Source organism: Desulfatiglans parachlorophenolica (assembly GCF_055394735.1).
In genome coordinates this window covers 3611523-3634617 of the sequence record NZ_AP042460.1, presented here as the reverse complement: position 1 = coordinate 3634617, position 23095 = coordinate 3611523, and the positions used below count along the sequence as shown (strand labels likewise).

The following is a 23095-nucleotide window of genomic DNA, read 5'->3' as shown; positions in this document are numbered from 1 at the left end:
GATACATGTAGGCCAGTGTTTCGCATGTTTAGAAAAGACGGCTTCTGAATCATCCAAAAATTGCTTGGCTTATCACGTAAGCTGTCAATGTTTATATAATGTATTTTCGTTGAGTATTAATTTAGATTGAAATTTTCAAAATCTGCAAGTTGCGCACGCGATTGTGAACTTATCTACGCTACAGTTTATCCTATTGAAAATATCACGGCTGCCCAAATTAGCCGCGGATCCAAAGTGCAATGCTTAGAAGCATTAAGATCTTAGCCAGTATTTACAAAATTTTCAAATCAAATTGGGTTTTTGACATGGATGCTGTGCCGATTAGCAACACGCGAAAGCGGTCAGCTCATGGTTTGTGACGAGGGGAGGTGTACCCTAAGATTCGTTCAACAATCTCCAAAGATCTCAATAGGTAACAAGGCTTATCCTTAGGAAGTGCAACCAAGTTGGAGATTCACCGCGTGAAACTGGCTGTTCATTTAAAGTGCTTGAGAGTAAGCATGCTGATCAGTGCTCTCCCGATCAAACAAAACATAACTAACAGGCTGATTCTGATTTGTATAAATAGTTTTAGTAATAATTAATGCAATAATATTAATAATCAATCAAATGACAGTAGCCGAGTGCAAGATAATTTTTTTAAAAAAGATGATTTCCGCCGTATGAAAGTTTGAGGACGTCCGATTTCGTGGAGAGGCTTCTAAATATTTTTAATTCATTTAACTATCATTGGCAATCTAAGAAATGGGTTGATGGTTTTATCTCTATTGTTACAGATACGATTATTCCATCTTATCCGTTTTTAGCTGCTAAAATAGACTACAATAAGACGATATTACCTAATGAGTGGTTTCGGATAGTCGAAGCTTTAAAAGATGCAGGAATTTTCAAGTTGTTTATTCCACTTGATTGCTATGATGATGACTATGGTGCCAATTGTAAATGTACCAAGGCTCCAAAAGAACTATGAAGTGTGAATTCTAAGCGGCTGGCATGGAAAGCCATCCGGCATTAGTGCCATAGCTCAGTAAAATTTATTTTTGGCCATTTTAAGAGTCAAATCGAAATTTACACTTACGACAAGTCAAGAAGGAAGACTGTTCTTGTGGAAAAAATCGAGCCACTCCGTAGCTCATTTGTCGATCTGTCGCTGGCAGGCGTGTTGACGGGTGATGCGCGATGGTTCCGAGTTTTAAGTGTTGGTAATTGTGGAAGGCCGTTTTTCACCGGTTGTTATGTGTGACAATCAGCTTGCGAAAATGGTGCTTTAGTTATTGAATTTTTAATGTGAAAGCAGGAACTCTTACTTTATGAATTTTCTTGAGCAAGTGTGTTGATAGGATCCGGTTTGCATTACTGAAGTTTTAGAGAATTTTTTATCTGGTTGCGCTTTTTGTGCTGCGCTTGATTTTCGTCAAATTAATCTCATGTTTTCTAAGCTTTCGGAGGTTCTCATTGGCGTTAAGCTTTGAATGGATGATAAAGCATTTGGGTGCTTTCTTTCTGTTTCATGTGTCTAGAAAGATCAAAATCGTGTTATACAATCGGCTTTATAGATAATGGTGCTTAAGTCCTGTCTCTGAGCAACAAAAAAAGACTCCATTGGTGGTATTAGCAAAGCAATGCAAAGGGCAGTTTTAAGGGCTTTGTTACTTTTCACTTACCAATTGTTTTCTACATGTGACTCGCGAATGAGGTTAAAGCGATTATATGCGCAGATCTATAGGTTACTCGATGCTAGGTGGGAGGTACGTTAAAATCTAGCGGCCTCTTATGGGTCGGGAAGGGGGTTAAAAATGGGCCTGTAAATCGATTCGCTTTTTAGGAGGTGGGAAGATGGGTTTCGAGTGATAATGCGGTTTGTGGGATAACAATGTGGGCAGGGGGAAGGAAAGATGAGAGCAGAAATCGGAAAGAGAAAAGCGGCAACCTTGCTGTTGGAATTCTCGCTAAAGAAATGCGTTTGTAGAATAGCTTTTGCGACGGTTATGATGGTCACCGGTTTTTTGTGGTTGGAAATGGCTCAAGCTCATAAACTGACAACCGGTCCGAAGTGGGATGTCAATATAGATAATACAGTGCTATACACTATCGGATTGCGGGCCCAGGATATGAATGACAATATTGGCAATCACCTGTTTTTCCAGCAGGGTGACTACAAGTTCCCTGACCAGGGTGATGTGGTGACTAATCGGATTCAGGATTTAATTGAATTTCAAGCGGTTTATGAAAGGAAAATGGGCCTGCGTGTTTCGGCGTCCCTCTGGAAGGACTTTGCCTACAACGAAGATGCTGAAGTCAACCCTAAACATCCGGCCTTTGCTATGTTCAATACATACCCGTCGGGTAAGTACACCGGCTACACCAAGAAGTATTTCGAGGAGGGCGGTGAGTTCCTGGACGCTTTCGTGTTTGCGAATACAACGATCCTTGGCAAGCCCAATTATTTCAAAGTTGGGCGTTTGACCCAGTACTGGGGCAACGCATTCTTCTTCGGTTTCTCCAACATTGCCTATTCGCAGCACCCGATTGACTATATCAAGGGCTTTACCCAGCCTGGCTCGGAGGTGAAGGAACTTTTCCTCCCGCGCGCGCAAGCTCTCTGGGCGACCGAGTTGACTCCCTCGCTTTCCTTGTCAGCCCAGTACTTTTTTGAATTTGAGCCTAACCGCTATCCAGAGGGAGGAACCTATCTAGGCTTCTTCGACATCCTGTTTGACGGCCCTCCAGGTACAGGGCCACTGAGCGCGTATGGAATCACCGAAAACGACGGTTATGTGGAACCAGACCACGTCAATGGGAACTTCGGCGCGAAACTTTCCTGGTCGCCGGAATGGGCCAAGGGGGATTTGGGTTTCTACTTCCGGCAATTTGACGAGACTGACCCGTGGGTGGCATTGGTCAACCCTGAAACCGGGCACCTTCAAGCCACATTTGCCGAGCGCGTCAAGCTGATCGGCTTGAGCTATGAGAGGACGTTGGGCCTGTATAGTTTCGGTTTCGAGCTGAACACTCGTTTCGACACGGCCCTGAACACGCTAGCCCTGATGCCGACCAACGAGGGGGCAACGGGCACTGTCACCAATTTCCTTGCTAACGTCCTTATTCAGTTGGGCACAACGCCTCTCTGGGACTGCGGTACCCTGATTGCGGAAACAAGCTACACCCACCTCAATGAGGTTACCGGCAACGAGGACTTATATAATGATGCCGACTTGCCTGGCCACTCCTGGAAAGACGGCTCCGCAACCGATGACGCGGTCGCCCTTGCCGTGCTGTTTACGCCACAATGGCTCCAGGTGTTGCCAGGGGTCGATTTTGAGATGCCGATTTCCTTGACCACGGGTCTGTATGGAAACCCAGCCTATCGTGCAGGCGCTTTCTATGCGCGGGAATCGTTCATATACTCCATCGGAATCAAAGCGAACATCAGATCCAGGCATTCCATTTTGCTCCAGTATAACGGCTACCGCTGGCGGCCCGGCGGAGTGGCTGACAATGGCCTGGGCGTGGGTCTGCCGGCCTATGAGGGATTCGGAGGCAATGGTCCGGTCAGCCTGAACGATCGTGGATGGGTGATGCTTCAGTTCAAAACCTCGTTCTAGCAAATGGCCTAGTGCAGGAGTAGCTTATGAAGATGGTCAAAACACCCTTGCTGATAGTAATATCCATCTCTTTTTGCTCGTTGTTGATGGTGGCGCATTCGTCGATGGGCGCCGTGTTGGCTGAAGAGGCCAAGCAACTCGGGACGACGCTGACTGAGTTCGGGGCGGAGAAGGCAGGGAACGCAGATGGCTCCGTGCCGGAATATACCGGGGGACTCACCAAGGCGAGGGGCATGGGCCAGTCTTACGAAGATCCCTTCAACGATGAGAAGCCGCTGTTCACCATCGATCAAAGTAATGCTGCCCAGTATGCCTCGCAATTGACGGAGGGGACCAAGTTCTTGCTGGAACGTTTTCCCACCTACCGGTTGGATGTATACCCAAGTCACCGTACGGTGTGTTATCCCTCCTGGGTGCTCGGAAACACCATTAAAAATGCCACGACAGCAAATCTGGGTGGCGAGATAATGGGTGACGCCATAACGGGCACGGACGCGAAAGGGCTGCCTTTCCCTGGTATCCCATTCCCGATTCCTAAGAACGGCTACGAGGTGATGTGGAATTATTGGCTGCATATTGCTCCTCCGTTCGGCTGGATTTCGAGCTTAGGCGCGATTTTCGATACGGCAGGTAAGCTGAGCCGGCTTCCCGACGTATGGCACGGGATGCTGCACCCGTGGTACGACAAAAGCGGGAAGATCCGAGAGCTGACAGACGACGCGGTCTTCGGATTCAGAGCAGGTTTTACGGCGCCGCCCGCAGCCGCCGGTACGCAGTTTCTCAATTTGTACCTGCCCAGCGCTGCCGACAGGAACCAGAAGGTCTGGTTCTATACCCCGGGTCAGCGTCGCGTTCGAATGGCACCGGAGTTTTCGTACGACGTCCCGGTGGCCAGTTACGGGGGGACGATTCTTTGGGATGAAATTTTCGGTTTTCTTGGCCGCATGGACCGCTTTAATTTCGAGCTGGTAGGAAAGAAAGAAATCTACATTCCGTACAATGTGTTTGGCCTCACAAATCAGTTGACGTTATCGGAGGCGTTCGGTCCCAGGCATGTGAATCAGGAGGCAATGCGATGGGAGAAACACCGTGTCTGGGTCGTGGAAGCAACGCTTAAACCTACTGCCCGCCACAGCTGTAGCAAACGCGTATATTATGTAGACGAAGACAGCTGGGCTATCTTGTCTTTTGAATCCTATGACAGCGCTGGCAAGATGTGGCGTGTTTACTATACATTCCTGTTTCCAACCTATGACATTTTTGGGGTGAATAACGATTCATTGGCCTGTTATGATTTATCTAAAGGAAATTACTTTGCGATCATGGTCGATAGAAAAAGTCCGAATACCTTTGTTCACAGCTATGAGCATTTGCCTGACATCGGCCCTGCTTCGCAGCTTACACCGAGGTCAATGGAGGCGGGTAGTGTCCGCTAGGGTGGCGTTTGCGGGGGCAGGCCCGCCGCTGCATGCGAGCTCTGCCCCCCGCACTGAAGCCTGGTGGAGCTTGCAGCGTAGATCGATATTCTTGATCCAGAGTGTCGTGCGAGGCATGTATATGTAATAGAGGGGTCATTCTCTAATCGTTTTCAGGTGGAGGCAAAAATGGAAAATGTGAAAAGCTCCATGGGCGTTATGATGTTCATCTTCGCATGGTCGGTGCTGCTTGTGCAGCCGTCCTGGGGGGCCGTATCGGCAGAGGAGGCCAAGCAACTCGGCACGACGCTGACCGAGTTCGGGGCGGAGAAGGCAGGCAACAAGGACGGCTCGATACCTGCCTATACGGGTGGTGTCGAAAAGGTGCTCGGCTATGACCCCGGGACCTCGCGTAAATATGTCGATCCCTTTGCGGGCGAGAAGCCTCTGTACTCTGTCGACGCGAAGAATATGGAGCAGTATGCGGACATGTTGACCGAAGGGACCAAGGCCGTGATGCGTCTGCATGATGATTATCGGATTGACATATATCCAACGCACCGCAGCATCCGGTATGCCGATTGGGTGCTCGAAAACACCCTGAAGAATGCAACTACCGTTAAATTGGCAGGGAAGATCGAGGGAGACACGGTGGAGGGCGCCGATAAAAACAATCTGCCGTATCGCGGGATTCCCTTTCCCATTCCCAAGAACGGCTACGAGGTGATGTGGAACAACTACATGAAGCATCGTCCTGCTGTCGTGCATTTGCTTTCAACTGCCTTCCTCGTCGATACCTCTGGCCGTGTAAGCAGTCTGCCAAATACGGATGAATGGTATCTCCATCCCTGGAACGACGTAAAGGACTATCTGCGCCCACAGACATACAATTGCGTGTGGGGCTTCTCAGCTTTGCTGACAGCGCCACCCGCCTCTGCTGGTATCGTATTCCTGAACTTTTACACGCCGGACCTTGCTGGCCAGAAGGTCTGGTTCTATACACCAGGGCAGCGACGCATTCGGAGGGCACCTGAATTTGCGTACGACGTGCCGGTTGCCAGTTATGGCGGCGCGCTCCTCTGGGACGAAGTCGGGTGCTTTGTCGGGCGTATGGACCGCTTTGACTTCAAGCTTGTGGGGAAAAAGGAGATGCTGGTCCCCTACAATGTGTTTGGTCCCACAAACAACATCAGTCATGAAGAGTATCTTGGACCGAAATTTGTGAAGCCCGAGACTATGCGTTTCGAAAAGCACAGGGTCTGGGTAGTGGATGCAACTCGCAAGTCTAATGCCAGACACGTCTACTCGCGGCGTACCTTTTATCTTGATGAGGATTCCTGGTCGATTGTGGCGACAGAGTCGTATGACGATGCCGGGGAAATCTATCGAGTCTTTCATTCTCTAATTTATCCGACCTATGATATTGGTGGCATCAATGCAATCGCGTGGATCTGCTATGATATCATTAAGGGCAACTACGCTGTAATCAATGTAACGGGAGATGAAGGCGATGCTGTCCGCAGCTATGACACTGGGGAGGGCTTGCCAATCAACCTCACTCCGGCAGCAGTGGAAGCTGCGGGAGTTCGCTAATCCGGATCTAACGGGGCAACCCGCACGAAACAGGTTGCCCCGTGGACTTTTTTGAAGGCAAGAAATATGCGTACATATTCGTGCTGGAATTCATTTCGTACTATCTGCCTCTATGCACTAGCCGGCACATTGATTTCGGCTGTGCCCACGTGGGCTGCCCCGACGTTCCAGGATCCACTGGACGTCCCTGCGCAAATGCGCACCGCAATCAACACCCGGCCCCTGATGGCCATCACGCATGCCGGTTCGTCCCTGGTGGCGGTCGGCTCGCGGGGGATGATCATTCGCTCGGAAGACGATGGCAAGAGTTGGACCCAGTCCGCGGTGCCGGTGCAGAGCGATTTGCTCGCAGTGCACTTTCCGACCCCAGAGGATGGATGGGCAGTGGGGCACGAGGGCGTTATTCTGCATAGCGGCGATGGCGGCAAGAACTGGACGAAGCAACTGGACGGCCGAATCGCGGCGGATGCCTTCCGGACTTACTATGCGTCTGCCCCACGTGATGTTGTCATGCGAGAGGCCGCCGCTCAGATCGAGCTGAATTACAAGGCGGGGCCCGTCTTGCCGTGGCTGGACGTATGGTTCGAGGATGACAGAAAAGGGTTCGTTGTCGGGTCCTTTGGCATGATTGCGGCGACGACGGATGGGGGAGAGACCTGGGAGCCGTGGTTACATCACGTCGACAACGCTATGTGGCTCAATATGAACAGCATACGAGGGGTGGGCGGGAACATCTATATTGTAGGCGAGCGTGGCATGGTGTGGAAGCTGGAGCGTAAAAACCGTTGGTTCCTGGGGACTGCGACCGGATATGGGGGGAGCTTCTTCGGGATTGCTGGGACAATCCACACGCTTGTAGTGTTCGGCTTGCGCGGGAATGTATATCACAGCGTCGATGGAGGTATGGCCTGGGAGGAGGTGAAGGTGCCCGCCGCGGCTACCATAACGGCCGGGACGGTCATTCCAGATTCGGACGGCTTGGTGCTGGTCAACAGTGCTTGCCAGATCCTGCAGGGTGACGCTCAAGGACGCTCTTTCAGGTTGGTGGGACCCCTTGGCGAGGGGATAATGCGTTGCACAGGTATCGTGATCAACAATCAGAGGACGGTGGTTGTGAGCGGTCTGAACGGAGTTCGAACCGAAACGCTTTCGGGCGCCGCCAAATAGTCCGGCGCTAAAGGACTTTCTCCTGAAAGGTTTTCAGTTATGGCAGCATCGGCCGACCAATTTGACGCGATGGAGGTTATAGCCTCTTGCGGAGACTTCGATAAGGCCTCGGGCTCCAGGCTTGAGCGTCTGATTTTTAACAATCGTCGTCTTATACTCGTGGTGTGCCTACTGGTGACGGTGATTTTGGGTTTTCAGGCTTCTCGTTTGGAGATCAATGCCAGTTTCGAGAAAATGATGCCAGTGACGCATCCATATATTCAGAACTATCGCGAATATGCTCATTCGCTGCGCGGACTTGGCAATTCCGTACGGATCGTCGTCGAAAACACCAGGGGCGATATATACGATCCGGCGTATCTGGAGATCCTGCGCAAGATCAATGACCAGGTCTTTCTAATTCGCGGAGTGGATCGGTCGTTTATGAAGTCGCTGTGGATGCCGGTTGTGCGATGGACCGAGATCACCGAGGAAGGCTACGCGGGTGGCTCTGTGATGCCGGATACCTATGACGGGTCTGCGGACAGTATCCAGGAACTTCGTTTCAACGTACATAGGTCAGGGATTGTCGGTTCGCTTGTGGCAAATGATGAGAAATCGAGTATGATCTTTGTCCCTTTGGTCGATATTGATGTAACTACTGGCAAAGGGCTTGATTACCGAGCTTTTCGGGACGAGCTGAATGAGATCCGCGCCTACGAAAAAGAGGGAGTGCGTATTCACATCATTGGCTTCGCGCAGCTTGTTGGAGACCTCATTCATGGCATGATTGAGGTGTTTACCTATTTCTTCTATGCGGCACTGATCGCGACAGCTTTTCTCTTCCTATATACACGTTGCATAAGAAGCACGCTGCTTGTCGTAGCTTGTTCTCTGCTGGGCGTGGTGTGGCAGTTGGGTGCAATGAGGTTGCTAGGGTTCATTGTGAACCCCTATTCAATCCTAGTACCATTTTTGGTTTTTGCCATTGGCATGAGCCACGGGTCGCAGAAGATGAACGGTATCATGGAGGACATCGGACGTGGTACCGACCGGTATGTTGCTGCTCGCTACACGTTTAGACGGCTATTCTTGCCTGGCCTGACCGCTCTGTTGAGTGACACGATTGGCTTTGCAGTGCTCATGGTGATCGCCATCCCTGTTATCAGGGAACTGGCACTGGGGGCCAGCATCGGTGTGGCGGTGTTGATCTTCACCAATCTGATCCTGCTGCCGATCCTCTTGTCCTATACCGGTGTCAGTCTAAAGGCGGCCCGGCACAGTTTGAAGAGTAAAGAGGCGGGGCAACCCTTTATACGGCTGATCGGTCGATTTACTCAACCGCGGTGGGCGATAGCAGTCATCGCTGTTAGTGCAGTTCTGGCCGGATGGGGTCTCGTGGTCCGAGGGGGACTGAAGATCGGGGACCTGGATCCGGGGGCTCCCGAGCTCAGGCCGGATTCCCAATACAATAGGGATAATGCGTATATCACCAGCCATTACCATTTGTCGAGTGATCAATTCGCGGTTATCGTCTCGACCCCGGAGCAAGGACTTCTGGAGTTCGAAACACTGGTTGAAATGGACCGCCTGGAGGAGGAACTGCGTGACCTCCCAGGTGTGCAGACAACGGTTTCGGCGGCAAGTCTTGGACGGTTTTACACGTGCGCAGGTTTTGAAGGATGGGAAAAATGGATGACGATTAGTCGAGACACGTTCGTTAACAACGATGCGATCAATTATGTTTTCGATTCAAATCCTGAGATCATAAATGATTCCCGCTCCGTTGCACCGATGATTAGTTTCTTGGCTGACCACAAGGCGGAAACACTGTCGCGCGTCGTCCAAACCGTTGAGGCTTTCGCCGCCAAGCACAACACACCGGAGAGGAAGTTTCTGCTGGCGGCCGGTAATGCTGGCATCGAAGCTGCGACGAATATCGCTGTTAGCCATGCTAATCGTACGATGCTTCTGTATGTATATGGTGCCGTTGTATTGCTGTGCTTCGTCACGTTCAGAAGTTGGCGTGCGGTGGTGGTGGCTATCGTTCCGCTTATCGTCACTTCGATTCTCTGCGAGGCCCTGATGGTAATCATGGGTATCGGGGTCAAGGTCGCAACCCTTCCAGTGGCAGCACTGGGCGTGGGTATCGGCGTAGACTACGCGCTTTATCTGCTTAGTGTCCAACTGACTCAGCAGCGTATGGGCAGATCGTTGCCTGATGCCTACCGCAATGCACTGGCATTCACGGGCAAGATCGTAGCCCTGATCGGCGTGACGCTGGCGGCTGCAGTCATCACTTGGTACTGGTCGCCGATCAAGTTCCAAGCCGATATGGGCATTCTTCTTGCGTTCATGTTCCTCTGGAACATGGTCGGCGCTTTGATTCTCATGCCAAGTCTGTCGTCGTACTTGCTGCGCTCGTATGGCCGACGGCGTACAATGCTGGCTGATGAATTGGTATATGGCATCTCGGGCCAGAAATGATAGCGTTAACAGCCACGCTCGAAAAGGAGGCGAAGGCATGTACCCGAAGATCAAAACTGTTCTCTTTGCTTCGGATCTGACGGAAAACTCTCGTGAAGTGTTTCATTATGCGGCCATCATGGGTATGTTGTACAAAATTGAAATCATCATTCTCCATATAATAGAGAAGATTCCACTTGGAATGCGGTTGAGACTGGCGGGTCTCGAGGGAGAAGAGACCTTACGTCAATTGAGACAGGCTCATGAACAGGCCGCGCGGAGGATTCTGATAGGGAAAAAAAGCGATACGCGCCTCCGGCGAACTCTGGTTGAGTTTTATTCGGCAGCAGAAATAGATGTGAGCAAGTCGGACATCGAGATCAAGGATATCATCATCAAGGAAGGGAATATTGCGGAGGAAATCATCAATTCCGCCGTCGAGCATGAGTGTGGTCTGATTGTGATAGGGGCACACAAAGGCCTTCTGGGTGCGACAGCGTTGGGAAGTGTGACAAGGACCGTTTTACAAAGGTCTAAGGTTCCTGTACTCGTCGTCCCGCCTAGCGCCCCAAAGTGAGAGTAGAGGCCGAGTTGAAAGCAAAAATTGTGACCGCCCGAGAGGCGGTGTCGAAGATTGAGAACGGGAGCCGCGTTTTTATTGGATCGGCATGTGGAGAGCCTCGTCATTTAATTCAGGCAATGATCGGCGACCAACGCTTGCAGGATATCATGATTTACCAAATGCTGGCTATCACGCTGGCCGAATATTTGGTAGACGATGATGTTGCTCAGCGCTTTGCCATAAAACTCTTCTTTACCAGTCCTACGATGATGCAGGCCTGTCTCGAGGGTAAGATTGACTACGTTCCAACTTATCTTTCGGAGATTCCGCATCTTTTCGATAGCAACCAGATTGGTCTTGATGTCGCTCTTGTGCAGATCAGCCCCCCGGATCAATTCGGGTATGGAAGTTTGGGCGTTTCCATCGATGTCACGCGTGCGGCAGTCAAGAATGCAGGATTTGTGATTGCCCAAGTGAATCCCCGCATGCCTCGCACTTTCGGAGATGGGTTCATCCACACGGACGAAATCGATTACCTCGTGCCGTTTGAGGAGCCGCTGGTTGAGTACACCCCAACCATCGCCGATGAAGAGGCAGCCATGCGGATCGCCTATTACGTTTCAGAGCTGATCGACGACGGGAGCACCCTTCAAGTAGGATATGGGCACCTGCCATACATGATTCTTGGATTTCTCAACAACAAGAATGACTTGGGCATTCACACCAATATGATCACCGATGCATTCATTCCTCTATTCAAAAGCGGAGTGATAACGAACCGAAAGAAGAATTTCCTCCCCAACCGGGCCGTAGCGTCGTTCTGCCAGGGAACCAGGAGCACCTACGACTTCATCGACGGTAACCCCAGTTTCCTATTTGAAACCGCGGACTTTGTCAACAGGGCCAACATCGTTGCACTCAATGACAATTTCGTATCGCTGAGCTCGGCCATTCAAGTCGATTTGACCGGGCAGGTCTGTTCGGATTCTTTGGGAAGGAGATTTTTCAGCGGTACCGGCGATCAGGCGAACTTCATTCGTGGCGCCGGCCTTTCCAAGGGCGGAGTTTCGATCATAGCCCTGCCCTCAACGGCAAAAGGCCGAACCGTGTCTCGCATCGTGGCGAACCTGGGGGAAGGTGCCGGAGTGGCCGCGCTTCGAGCAGACGTGAATTTTGTCGTGACAGAGTACGGGATCGCTCACTTGAAAGGCAAGAGCATTTACCAGCGCGCCATCGAGCTCGCGCAAATTGCCCATCCATCGTTTCGTGAAAGCCTGATTGAGGGTGCGAAGCAGAGCGGTTATATATTTAGGGATCAACTGCCGCCGCCGGCTATCGACCTTATGTTCACCGAGGAGTACAAGAGCAGAACCCGATTAGGCAATGGAAAGACGATATCTGTGCGTCCTCTTCTTCCATCGGATGAAATCTCCTATCGAAAATTTTTTTACTCATTGAGGGAAGAGACCATCTTTTACAGGTTTTTTGCAAAGATGGATCTTTTCACGCATCGGATGGCGCAACGGCATTGGGCTAATCTGGACTACCGGAAATCCCTCACCTTGATCGGACTGGTGCGAAATAAGGGGAGCAAGGAGATCATGGCGATCGCTACCTATGCAAGCGCCGAGAAGGACCGTGCAGAGGTGGCTTTGGTTGTCAGGGACGACTTCCAGAATCTAGGGGTTGCAAAGTACCTGCTGAAGCAATTAGAAGAGATTGCGACTAAAAATGGATACAGGGGGTTCTACGCGACCGTTCTTCCCGAAAACAAAGCCATGCTGCATGTTTTCGAAAAGGCATATCCAAACGCTGTCATCCGGTACGATCCGGGTGAGGTTAGCCTGACGATGGATTTCATGCAACAGGCTCCGCAAAAAGAGGTTGAAACGCTGGGCTGAAAGAGGCGGGCCCTCGAGGGGCTGAAAAATAGGAGGAACTTGGATGGGGAATGTACTGGAAGGGAAAGTTGCTATCATCACGGGTGCGGGGTCTGGTCTGGGGCTTGGCATTGCCAGGGCCTTTGCCAAGGAAGGCGCGACCATTTCCACGATAGGACGCAGGTATGAGAAGGTGGCCGCGATGGCCGAAGAGGTCAAAGGCATGGGCGGCAAAGCCCTTGCTGTCAAAGGGGATGTAGGTGAGAGGGTCGATGTTCAGGCCTTGGTTGATGCCACGGTAAAAGCGTTCGGCACGGTGGATATCCTTGTAAATAATGCAATGGCCTACGATATAAGGAAGCTTGAAGAAATTACAGATGCAGATATCGATAAAATTATGAGATCTGCTCTTTATGGTTCCATTTACTGCATGCAGGCCTGTTTTCCCTATCTTAAAAAACATGGAGGGAAAATCATTAATTTTGGTTCCATGGCCGGCTTGTATGGATTGAAAGCACATGCTCACTATTCCGCCGCAAAAGAAGGGATTATTGGGCTGACAAGAACAGCGGCTCTGGAATGGGCTCAATACGGAATTCAAGTGAATGCTATTGCACCTCTTGCGACTTCTGATGCTTCTGAGAATTTTAGAAAAACAGACCCTGAAGCGTATGTAGATTTTCTAAAACAGATTCCTTTGGGTTACATGGGTGATCCGGAAAGACATGTTGGGCGTGTCTGCGTTTTCTTGGCTAGCCCTGATTCTGATTGGATTACGGCGCGCACGCTTTTTGTTGATGGCGGGCAGGCTGCGATACGATAGGCGGGCAATAGACAGAGGAAGCCCCAGGCAATCGGATAGATGCAAAACCATATGTTTCTCTAGTAAGGAGGAGGATAAATGATTTCGGAGAAAACGAATCTGATTTGTCAGAAGGTCTGTGCATGGCTGGGACCGGTTTATGCAGCAGGGTTCATCTTTTTCTGGGCATTCATCGGCCTCAATTTGCCGCCCCCGTACGCAACACTCGGGCCAGAGCAGCTAATGGCAGAGTACTATGGGCCACATCACGACAGGCTTATGTTTGGTATGACATTGGCCTGCATTTTTGGTATGTTTTATTGTATTTGGTCGGTACAACTGACAGTCATGATGTGGAAACGGGAGCGGGTGCCCGTGTTGGCTCTTGTTCAGCTTTGCGGCGGATTTTTCACCGGTTGGTTGCTCACCGAAGTACCGGCGATGTGGCTAACCGCTGCGTTTCTCGCCAAGACCGGCGAGGTAACCCCACAGATTATCTATTCGATCCACAAAACCGCGTGGTTCATTTGGCTGCAAACGTACTGGATTACAGTGATACAGGTGTGGGCTATCGGGGCGTTCACCTTGGTTGAGCACGGGCAGCCGCGCATTTTCCCTAAGTGGTGCGGGTGGATCGCGATTCTATCCGGGGCGGATCTCTGTCTCCTCACCCTTGTCCCCTGGTTCCGCTCTGGTCCGTTTTCGATCGGGGGTCTGGTCAACTTCTGGCTGGTCTACACGAACTGGATAATGTTTTTTGTTGCCTACTCGATACCGATGCTCCAGCACCTCAACCGTATGAAGGTTGCACCGGAGCTCGCCAAAGCAACGGGTTGAGCGACGACCTTCGATCAGGCTAGCGGCCGCTCAGTCGCGCTTATTTAGGAGGTGATACCGGAAGTCCTTCGCAACCCTTCCTTGAGTCACTGTCTACAACCCCTCTGTGTCGATGTGTCTGACGCTGGCCCCAGCCGAATATTTCAAGGGGTAGTGTTTCGGCCACATTGACCCAGAGGCTGATTGGAAGTGCTTAATATGAAAGAGAGGGAAAAGTCCAAGGAGCGCGGGCTTGCTCATGTACAAAAAAAGGAGGAAAGGGATTTGGGTGGGAGCTCTGATTTCGCTTCGGGGTTTGTTCTCTCCGACCTGTCAACGTTCGGCATATTGTACGTGTTGTATGCCTATGAGAGAAGCAAAAACGTTGATCTCTTTAATTCCTGCCAGAAATTACTAAGTGCCGATGTCGGGGCAATAAAATCCATCCTACTGCTGACGGGTTCATGGCTTGTTGTTGTCGCTGTTCAATTGGTTAGGCGTGACAAGAGCAGAGTTGCCTCTTTCTTGTTTTCTAACGTAATTGGCTGTGGCGTTTTTTTTCTTGTGATAGTGGCTTTTGAATATGCGGGAAAGTTCAGTTCCGGTATTTCGATGGTCACCAACGATTTCTACATGTACTATTTTGTGTTTATAGCGTTGCATGGTATTCACGTTTTGATCGGAATGTTTGTTCTGGCACTATGCCGGAGCAAGATGCGCATGGCCGATTCTTGCAAAGAGGATATTAATTTCATTGAAACGTGCGGGACGTTTTGGCATGTCGTAACCGTTATATGGATCATGCTTTTTCCCCTCCTGTATCTGTCAGGATAAGAGCGTCTGCCGTGTTAGGCGGGCAGACGGCAGTTGAACCTGGCTTATCATGAGCACGAAGAACTCCTTGGAAGTAGTAAAGAAGGACGTGTTTTTCGATAAGGCAACACTAGTGATCGTTGTCATCGCTCAAGTATAGAGAACAATACAGATCTGGAATTTGTTGACTTATGCAACCATCGGATTCTATCGCGGTCGGCGTTTAAATGCAGGTGAGTCAAGTAAAAGGAAATCCAAAACATTGAAGTGAATGGTTGAGCCAAGGCGGTTGCTGAATTATTAGATCTAATGGTGAAACGACAATAATGGTAAAATGTGGCAGCCTATAAGCGGGAAATGGATAAGCCGATGGGACTTCCGATGATCGAGAGTACGAAGGACATTGGAGTGAATTTGGTGGGGGATATTCATATGGAGACCAAGGTAAGGCATCTGCCTGCGGGTCCTGCGTTGACAGCGATCATGCTCTACGATCTTTTCTTGTTCGGTGCTATTTTTGTATCGTATACGTTAGATAGAAACAAGGATGTCGATCTTTTCAATTCCTCTCAGGAAGTAGTGAATGCCAATGTTGGTGCTATAAACACGATTATTCTGTTGACGAGTTCCTGGTTCGTGGTTGCCGCTATTGAGATGGCCAAGGAGGAAAAATGGAGGATTTCCTCTAGATTGTTTTCGGGCGCAATTTGCTGTGGCGTATTGTTTATGATGGTAAAGGCCTTTGAATATGCTGTTAAAGTTAGTGCTGGTCTCTCGATGGTAACAAATGATTTCTTTATGTATTATTTCGTGCTTACGGGGTTCCATGGCCTGCACGTCTTAATTGGAATTTTATTTCTAGCGTTCTGCCGGTGGAAAGCACGGACCGCCGTCTCGTCTGGAGAGAATGTGCTCTTTTTCGAAAAATGTGGCACGTATTGGCACGTCGTGGACGTTATATGGATCATGCTTTTCGCACTTCTGTATCTGGTGAGGTAAAAATGTATTCATTGGTTCGCAATCAGATGTTCTTGGTTTATGTGCTGCTTGTTCTTGCCACTTTGTTTGTATGGGGAATGGCAGAGGGGGGCGCTGAATTGGGTACGGCAACTGTCGTTGTTGTTGTTATCGCTGCAATCAAACAGGCGGCGGTTGTCTTGTACTTCATGGAGTTGCGCAATGCGCCGGCCTTCTGGCGCTTGTTATTTGGAGTCGTTATAGTGCTCCCGGCAGCAGGGATCCTTTGGTGCTATTGGGTGGGAGGGGCTTGACTTTTATAGGTTCGCACTCTGACTATAAGCGTGCTGCACCTTTATTATAGGGTACTATACAGAGCGTCTTAAATAATTGCGCATAGACGTCGAAGCGTTTGGTTCGGATCATACCAGTCGCGGAATTGCTGAAATACCGATTTGGCCAACTCTTCCAAGCTTGCAAAATACCGGTTATGGGTCTTGAGACGGCGGGTCAATTTCCAGATCCTTTCGATATGGTTAAGCTCCGGGCTATAGGGTGGAAGATAGTCAAGACGAAGATATTTTTTATGGGCTTTGAGCCAGGGCTGGAGTAGCCTTGCGTGGTGCCAACGGGCATTATCCACGACCAAAACCATTTTCTTTCTTTTCGCCCTTCGCCTGAAAAGATTCTTTAGGAAGATGAGGAACGACTCCGCACAGAATTTTTCGGCCCGTTGCACGAGAAAGCGCCCATCACGAGCGCACACAGCGCCATATACCGCGATGTTTTTGCGTGTCGGTGCATGCAGCACAACAGGGTCGAGGTCTTCCGGCGGGACCCACATGGTGCAACGGGAACCGTGTTGCTGGAAGTGGCATTCGTCCTCGAACCAAATATCAAGATCCCGACGTTTAGCCATCCGCAGCAGTTTTTTTATATCTCCGCTGCGCCTCAGCGTCGGATCGTGCAATGACCGGGCGTGGCTTTCTCCGTCTGAACCCAAGCCTGTGAAAAAGGCGCTGGCATTGACGTACGCCGAGATCGACCCCGTACCGGGTGGCAAGGTGATGGCTGAGCAGCTTACCGTCCCAGAGATTCTGGCGGTAGCCAAACGTCTCGGTCGATTTCCGCAGGTCAGAGGCAACGGCACTGATGGTTTTCTCATCCAGGGATTTTGGCCGGCCAGGTCTCTCGGTTTCTTGCAGCCCAGCAAAGCCGCTTTCCTCAAAGCGCTTCACCCAATACTGAACCGTACGAGGGCTGTGGCCCAAGAGGTCTGCAACCTTCGCACAGCTGAATCCCTGGCTGACCAGGAGAACACCATGAAGCCGATGATCGTATCGCGATTCCTCGGATCTCATGATCTCGTCCTGGATCGCCAGCCGCATGATTTCGGGATCTGTAATTTCCAGCTTGCGCATGCTTCACCTCCTTTCGGAGGCTAGCATAGCACAGGTCTCCATTATGCGCAAATATTTATGGCGTCATGTATAGAAGGGAATGTAGATCCAGGATGGGGGAACCTTGTCCTAAGAAAATTGCCCCGACCCCTAACTACCGCTTGAATCACACCCATTCTTGGCTTGGTGGGATGGTTTCGAAGAGGGCGCATACCTCGAGAGGCCTCCGTGAGCCGAGGCAAAGTTTTCCTCGCCCCCCAATCAGCCTGGACGAGAAAGAAAAATAGCGTCGAGAGAAAAAATGATTGACACATGCGTCAAGATGTGTGTAATTTAGCTAACCGCCGCGACAGTAAATCAGACGGTACAGTCAGACAAAAGATAAACGGCTCCAATTCCAAGATGGTTGTGCGCGGCCTGCAACGGGATGGACCCAGCGAGGGGCCGGACCCGGGAAGCAACACGCATGCGAGCGTGAAAGCAGGGGAACCGAAAATGCAGGAGAAAAAATGGAAACGAGAGGAGGAGAAATGGAAACGATCGGCTTTCATACAAAGTTCAAAACACTGAAGGAGAGGATCGAGGCGCGCGACCGGATCAGCAAGGAGACGGGCCACTATTGGGGGATCGAGAAGTTGAGCTTGAGAGACCAGGACCCCGTGAAGTTCGACCGCTTCAATTCCCGGTTGGTGTCGGCGGTTTTGGGGGCGCGCGAAACCGGCAAATATGTCGCCGCTTCGCCAGCGGCGACAGGCATGGGCGAGTTGGTCTTCGGCCTTCAGACCCGGGAGGGGGATGTTCCGGCCGGTTCGCTGGGATTGGCCGGTCATAACGCCACGATGCCGGTTGTTGTCGAGTCGTTCGCGAAACTGGGCTATGACCAATCGGCAGGCATCAACCATGGTGACATATGGGAATGCAATGATCCGTATTACGGAGCTCCGCACGCCGCGGACTGCTTTACGTTTACGCCCATCATATACAAAGGCCAACATATCGGTTGGGCGGGCGGGGTAAATCACATTTCCGAGGTCGGCGGGTTGATTCCTGGCGCGGTGCCTACCGTGGCGCCCAATGTCTTTGTCGAAGGTTTTGACTATCCCCCCCTTAGGTCAGGCCAGAACGATGTGCTTTTCCCGTGGTGGGAGAACCAATGGAGAAGACGGACGCGGTTGGGAGACGTTAACGTCCTGGACTGCAAGATGCGCATGACCGGATGCATCATGCTGCGGGACCGGATTTTGGAGGTTTGCGAGGAGTTCGGCCCGGACTACGTCATTCAAGGAATGGCCGAGGTGATGGAGCGCGAGCGCGCCGCAATGGAAAAGCGCTTGCGGGATTGGACCCTGCCGGGCATTTATAATTTTCCTCTGGTGCAGCCGGTAAGATATAAGGGGAAACTGGGGCTCCTTTTCCCTGAGGCAAACAAGGACTGGCTGCTGCACTTTCCGCTCGAGGTAACTCTCGCGGATGGCCGCTTGAAGTATGATTTCAACGGCGCAAGCGCCAACGACTGGCATCACTACAACATGTACTACGGGTCCTTCCGGTTCGGCCTGAACCTTGCCTGGTATCCCGTGTTCATGTCTGGGGAAAACTTCCACACGGGCAATATTTACCTCATGGAGTTCGATCGTCCTTACGGCAGTGTGACGAACCCCTCCAACCCGTTCGTTGGCACCCCCTCATCGGCGGTCATGGGGTGCAGGACGGGCAACGGCTTGTCGATTCGTATCCTCTCGAGGGCTTTGTTTGGGAAGGGCTATCTCGAGGAAACCTTCGCTCACGAGGCTAGCGATTTCAACATCTACGGCATGTCCGGGGTCTTTGAGGACGGTGGGGCGTGGGGCATGAGCAACTTCTCCCTCGTGGGTGCGCAGGTTTCCGCAGCGCGCGCTTTCATGGACGGCGGTATTGCCGATTCTTCCGGGCAAAACCCGGAGACCGACTATGGCGAGTCCGAGGAGTGGGAGACCCTTGAGCCTCCACTCCTCACCATCATTCGCGGTGTCACGACGAAGGACAACTGTTGCCACGGTAAATACAGGGGTGGCATGGGCTACACCTTGGCGTTCGTTGTGAATGAGCCGGGGCTGTACTTCTCGGCCAACGATGGTTGCGCGATGAATGCGGAAGTTACGGCTCATTGCTGTGGCAGCAACGGGAGCTATCCCAGCTTGGGCCATGCGTCGCTTTTTATTCGCGGCACCAACATGCCTGAGCTGATGGCGAAGGGCGAGTACCCGGGAACGCTTGATGAGATCCGTGAATGGCTCGAGCAGGGGAAGCTCACGGCGAAGGAGGTCTTACACTGCAAAGGCGAGACCGTGGCCAACAAACTGGAGCACGGGGACCTGTTCGTTATTCTCGCGCATCATACCGAAGCCTGGGGCGATCCGCTGGATAGGACGGCCCGGAATATCGAGGCGGATCTGGATAGGGATCTTATTACCGCGGAGACAGCGGTGAAGATTTATGGCGCGCCGGCCTCAAAGGAGAACGGCAAGTGGAAAGTTGACACTGCCGCAATGGAAACGAACCGCCAGGCGATGCGCGAGGAGAGAGAGGTGGTCTCGGTTCCTGCATCGGAGTGGTGGAAAACGGAGCGGGAAGCTGTCTTGAACAAACACTTTCACGAGACCGTTGAGGTTATTTATAGGGACGGCCTTGCCAACGAGAAGTGGGGCCGGAAGTGGAGGGGGTTCTGGGCCCTCCCGAAGTCCTATTCCCTTTAAATGAAATGCACTTCTTGAGGAGAAAGAGAAATGGCGAATCAGCAAGAGAGCGGTAATGTAGCTAGCAAGGAGAATCTACGCCGGTTGATTGACGGTACGCTTGCATGGGATACAGCGAAGCGGCTGATGCGGATGGAGCCCAAGGACGAAGACCGGTTCTTGAAGTATATCGAGGTTTTGCAGGAGCGTGTCTCTTGGCCAGAGAAAATTCTCGTCCGGATCGCGGAACACCTGTATGTGGTGCGGAAGGATGATGGGTCGAGAGTGATCAAATGCACCTGTGGCCAGGAATTAGGGGACTACAGAATCAATTGGAAATTGAGCTGCAGGGTGAGGGTGCGCAAAACGGAGGCCGAGTTCGCTGAGGTGATCAGCTTGCGCTATAGCCTTCCGAACCCTGATTTGGTTGAGGCGAGGGAATTCTACTGCCCGGGCTGCTTGACACAGTTGGCTGTGGAGGTTGTGCCGCTGGGATATCCGGTGATCTTCGAAGTACTTCCGGACATCGATCGGGTCTATCGCGAGCAGGGGCATCCCCTGCCGGATGAATCCCCAGAGTGGTTGGAGGACAGAACCAACGAACTGACCGGGCAATGGGGGGAAGGAGGGAACTAATGGGAGCAAGGACTGAGAACTGCCTGATGGCATTCGACGCGGGCGGTACCATGACGGATGCGTTCGTGGTACTAGAGGATGGATCCTTTACCCTGGGCAAGGCTCTGACGCACAAGGTGGACCAGTCGATCAGTTACCTGGAGTCGGTCGATGACGCCGCAGCTCACATGGGCTTGACATCGGAACAAGTTCACAAGGATGCAGTCAACATCGGGTACACGGGAACCCAAATGCTCAATGCCATCCTGACTGGGACCGGTCGAAAACTCGGTATATTGACCACCCGTGGTTTCGAGGACATGGCGGTCATGGACCGGGGGCTGACCTGGCTTGGGATGTCCTTCCACGATCGAATGCGCGTTTGTATTCACGAGCATCCGCCCGCGCTTGTGCAGAGGAAGAACGTCAAGGGCATCTGCGGGCGGGTGGTGGGCCCCAGCTTTTGGCAGCACTACCATCTGGAACCGGGCACCATAGCCATTCCGTTGAACGAGGATCAGGTCCGGCAAGCCGTCAATGAGCTTCTGGACGAAGAGGTGGATTTCATCGGGATCGTTTTCCAGTGCTGCTATGCCAATCCAGCACATGAGCTGATGGCAGCGGAGATTGCCCGTGAAGAAGTCAGTAAAAGAGGCAAGACGACGATTGTGGAAACCTCTTACAATATCTCTCCGCGCAGAGGGGAGAACATGCGCTTTAAAAGCCTATGCTTTCAAGGCTATGGCGCGGAGTTGACGCGTGAGTCACTGACAAAAGTGGAGAACGCGGCAAAGAGCAAGGGGTTCAGATATCCAATTCAAACCATGCTGGCTTACGGCAGTGTCGTGAACAGGCATTATCCGAGACTGTACGAGGCGGTGGTCTCCGGGCCGATCGGCGGTTTGATCGGCGCCCGGTATCTGCTGACCGAAAAGCTCGGGATCGAAAATGTCATTGCCGCTGATTTGGGGGGTACGACCTGGGATGTCGGACTGATTGTAAGAGGTCACATCGACATCAAGGCGGAGTCGGATTTCGCACGGCACAGGATCAACGTGCCGGTCATGAACATCGATTCCATTGCCGGCGGAACGGGTCAGGAGATCCATGTGGATGCGGAGTTCAAGAAGATCACTTTGGGGCCTGAGAGTGCTGGCAGCCATGTAGGCACTTGCTACCAATGGCCCAACATTACGATTGGAGACTTGGATCTGGTAGTGGGCTACCTGAACGAGGACAACTTCTTGGGTGGCAGGGTGAAACTCGACAAGGCGAAGGCCTTGGAGGAACTCCAGAAGCATCTCGTCGAACCCCTTGGGTTGGACGTTTACCAGGCGAGCACGGGTGTGCTGGATCTTCTGCACAGCCGTATGGCGGATCACGTCAGGGATGCGATTCTCTCAAAAGGATTCTTCCCAGGGGACTACACGCTTATCTGCTACGGCGGCAGCGGACCGATGCACATGTGGGGGCTGTTGGACAAGCTGGACGTGGCGGCAGCCTGCACGGTGCCGTGGGCTGCGGCCTTCTCCGCTTTCGGGGCTGCCTGTGCCGACTACAGCCACCGCTACACCAAGACGGTCAATTGCACTTACCCACCGGATATGCCGGATGAGGAGAAGGTCCAGAAGTCCATCCGCCTGAACGAGGGTTGGCAGGAGCTCGAAGAAAAAGCTTATCAGGATTTTGCAGAAGAAGGGTTCGCCAAAGAAAGGGTTCGTCTGGAATACGGCATCGAGGCCAGGTATATCGGGCAGCTCGACCATTGGCCCGCAATGGTTCCAGTAGGCAGGGTGAATAATATCGAGGACCTGAATAAAGTGATCGGTGGCTTCGAAAAGGTCTACACGTCCATTTATCCGGTAGGCGCCAGGTTCCCCGAGGCGGGTTACGCCATCACTGACGTGCTGCTTGTTGCAACGGTAGATCAGACGAAACCGAACCTGGCCGAATATCCCTTGGAGGGGCCGAAGCCGTCGGCCCAAGCCAGCAAGGGGCAGAGAGACGTTTGTCACAAGGGAAAGTGGATGAAATTCGACATCTGGGATATGGATTCTCTGAAGGCCGGTAACCAGATTCAGGGTCCAGCGATCATCGAGCATCCGATGACAACATTTGTCGTCACGCCCGAGCGGTATGTGGATGTCGATAAGAACCTGGTGCTTTGGTACAAGAAGAAGGCAGCTTCTTGATGTGCCCCGGCAGAAACATAGGTGAAAAATCTGACTAGGAGAGGGTGTGGGGCTTTTTAACAGATTTATTCAAATTAACGGCAGCCATACTCTCTGAACAAAAACGATTAGAGACAAGC

At 51.7% G+C, this 23095-nt stretch carries 18 protein-coding genes; 16 read left to right on the top strand and 2 right to left on the bottom strand.

Annotation, left to right across the window (positions count from 1 at the left end; translation table 11 throughout):
- Positions 1 to 688: 688 nt before the first annotated feature.
- The 13 genes from ACZ500_RS16985 (at position 689) to ACZ500_RS16925 (ending at position 16369) form a co-directional block, all read left to right on the top strand.
- Positions 689 to 970 (top strand): hypothetical protein, encoded by a 282-nt coding sequence (locus ACZ500_RS16985; protein WP_464228588.1) that lies wholly within the window; start codon positions 689 to 691, stop codon positions 968 to 970.
- 925 nt (positions 971 to 1895) lie between these two features.
- Positions 1896 to 3605 carry a DUF1302 domain-containing protein gene (locus tag ACZ500_RS16980; RefSeq protein WP_464228587.1) on the top strand — a complete coding sequence of 570 codons (1710 nt, stop codon included), beginning with the start codon at positions 1896 to 1898 and terminating at the stop codon, positions 3603 to 3605.
- A 26-nt stretch (positions 3606 to 3631) separates the two neighbouring features.
- On the top strand, positions 3632 to 5041 hold the full coding sequence (locus ACZ500_RS16975) for a DUF1329 domain-containing protein (protein WP_464228586.1): 1410 nt from the start codon (positions 3632 to 3634) through the stop codon (positions 5039 to 5041).
- Positions 5042 to 5209: 168 nt separating this feature from the next.
- A complete protein-coding gene (locus ACZ500_RS16970; protein ID WP_464228585.1) occupies positions 5210 to 6613 on the top strand; it encodes a DUF1329 domain-containing protein in 1404 nt (467 codons plus the stop codon).
- A 195-nt stretch (positions 6614 to 6808) separates the two neighbouring features.
- Positions 6809 to 7780: a YCF48-related protein gene (locus tag ACZ500_RS16965; RefSeq protein ID WP_464228584.1), complete on the top strand. Its 972-nt coding sequence runs from the start codon at positions 6809 to 6811 to the stop codon at positions 7778 to 7780.
- A gap of 39 nt (positions 7781 to 7819) precedes the next feature.
- Positions 7820 to 10246: an efflux RND transporter permease subunit gene (locus ACZ500_RS16960; protein WP_464228582.1), complete on the top strand. Its 2427-nt coding sequence runs from the start codon at positions 7820 to 7822 to the stop codon at positions 10244 to 10246.
- A gap of 37 nt (positions 10247 to 10283) precedes the next feature.
- Positions 10284 to 10802 (top strand): universal stress protein, encoded by a 519-nt coding sequence (locus tag ACZ500_RS16955; protein WP_464228581.1) that lies wholly within the window; start codon positions 10284 to 10286, stop codon positions 10800 to 10802.
- Positions 10799 to 12688 (top strand): GNAT family N-acetyltransferase, encoded by a 1890-nt coding sequence (locus tag ACZ500_RS16950; protein WP_464228580.1) that lies wholly within the window; start codon positions 10799 to 10801, stop codon positions 12686 to 12688. The genes ACZ500_RS16955 and ACZ500_RS16950 overlap by 4 nt, the downstream gene beginning before the upstream one ends.
- A gap of 43 nt (positions 12689 to 12731) precedes the next feature.
- Positions 12732 to 13490 carry an SDR family NAD(P)-dependent oxidoreductase gene (locus ACZ500_RS16945; RefSeq protein WP_464228579.1) on the top strand — a complete coding sequence of 253 codons (759 nt, stop codon included), beginning with the start codon at positions 12732 to 12734 and terminating at the stop codon, positions 13488 to 13490.
- A gap of 78 nt (positions 13491 to 13568) precedes the next feature.
- Positions 13569 to 14306: a hypothetical protein gene (locus ACZ500_RS16940; protein ID WP_464228578.1), complete on the top strand. Its 738-nt coding sequence runs from the start codon at positions 13569 to 13571 to the stop codon at positions 14304 to 14306.
- 198 nt (positions 14307 to 14504) lie between these two features.
- Positions 14505 to 15119: a cytochrome c oxidase subunit 3 gene (locus tag ACZ500_RS16935; protein ID WP_464228577.1), complete on the top strand. Its 615-nt coding sequence runs from the start codon at positions 14505 to 14507 to the stop codon at positions 15117 to 15119.
- Between the two features lie 336 nt (positions 15120 to 15455).
- Positions 15456 to 16097: a cytochrome c oxidase subunit 3 gene (locus ACZ500_RS16930; RefSeq protein ID WP_464228576.1), complete on the top strand. Its 642-nt coding sequence runs from the start codon at positions 15456 to 15458 to the stop codon at positions 16095 to 16097.
- Positions 16098 to 16099: 2 nt separating this feature from the next.
- The gene (locus tag ACZ500_RS16925) at positions 16100 to 16369 is read left to right on the top strand and encodes a cytochrome C oxidase subunit IV family protein (protein WP_464228575.1); all 270 of its coding nucleotides are present in this window, start codon (positions 16100 to 16102) and stop codon (positions 16367 to 16369) included.
- Between the two features lie 68 nt (positions 16370 to 16437).
- On the opposite strand, the gene ACZ500_RS16920 is transcribed toward ACZ500_RS16925, so the two are convergent.
- Positions 16438 to 16974, bottom strand: coding sequence for an IS630 family transposase (locus tag ACZ500_RS16920; protein ID WP_464228574.1), 537 nt, complete (start codon positions 16972 to 16974; stop codon positions 16438 to 16440).
- A complete protein-coding gene (locus ACZ500_RS16915; protein WP_464228573.1) occupies positions 16967 to 17476 on the bottom strand; it encodes a winged helix-turn-helix domain-containing protein in 510 nt (169 codons plus the stop codon). Before ACZ500_RS16915 ends, ACZ500_RS16920 begins: the two co-directional genes overlap by 8 nt.
- Positions 17477 to 17985: 509 nt before the next feature.
- Between ACZ500_RS16915 and ACZ500_RS16910 the strand changes: the two genes are divergently transcribed.
- From ACZ500_RS16910 to ACZ500_RS16900, 3 genes are read left to right on the top strand one after another with little or no spacing between them, the layout of a single operon-like run.
- Positions 17986 to 20190 carry a hydantoinase B/oxoprolinase family protein gene (locus ACZ500_RS16910; RefSeq protein ID WP_464228571.1) on the top strand — a complete coding sequence of 735 codons (2205 nt, stop codon included), beginning with the start codon at positions 17986 to 17988 and terminating at the stop codon, positions 20188 to 20190.
- Between the two features lie 30 nt (positions 20191 to 20220).
- Positions 20221 to 20805 (top strand): acetone carboxylase subunit gamma, encoded by a 585-nt coding sequence (locus ACZ500_RS16905; protein ID WP_464228570.1) that lies wholly within the window; start codon positions 20221 to 20223, stop codon positions 20803 to 20805.
- Positions 20805 to 22976 (top strand): hydantoinase/oxoprolinase family protein, encoded by a 2172-nt coding sequence (locus ACZ500_RS16900; protein ID WP_464228569.1) that lies wholly within the window; start codon positions 20805 to 20807, stop codon positions 22974 to 22976. The genes ACZ500_RS16905 and ACZ500_RS16900 overlap by 1 nt, the downstream gene beginning before the upstream one ends.
- The last annotated feature ends 119 nt before the right edge of the window (positions 22977 to 23095 follow it).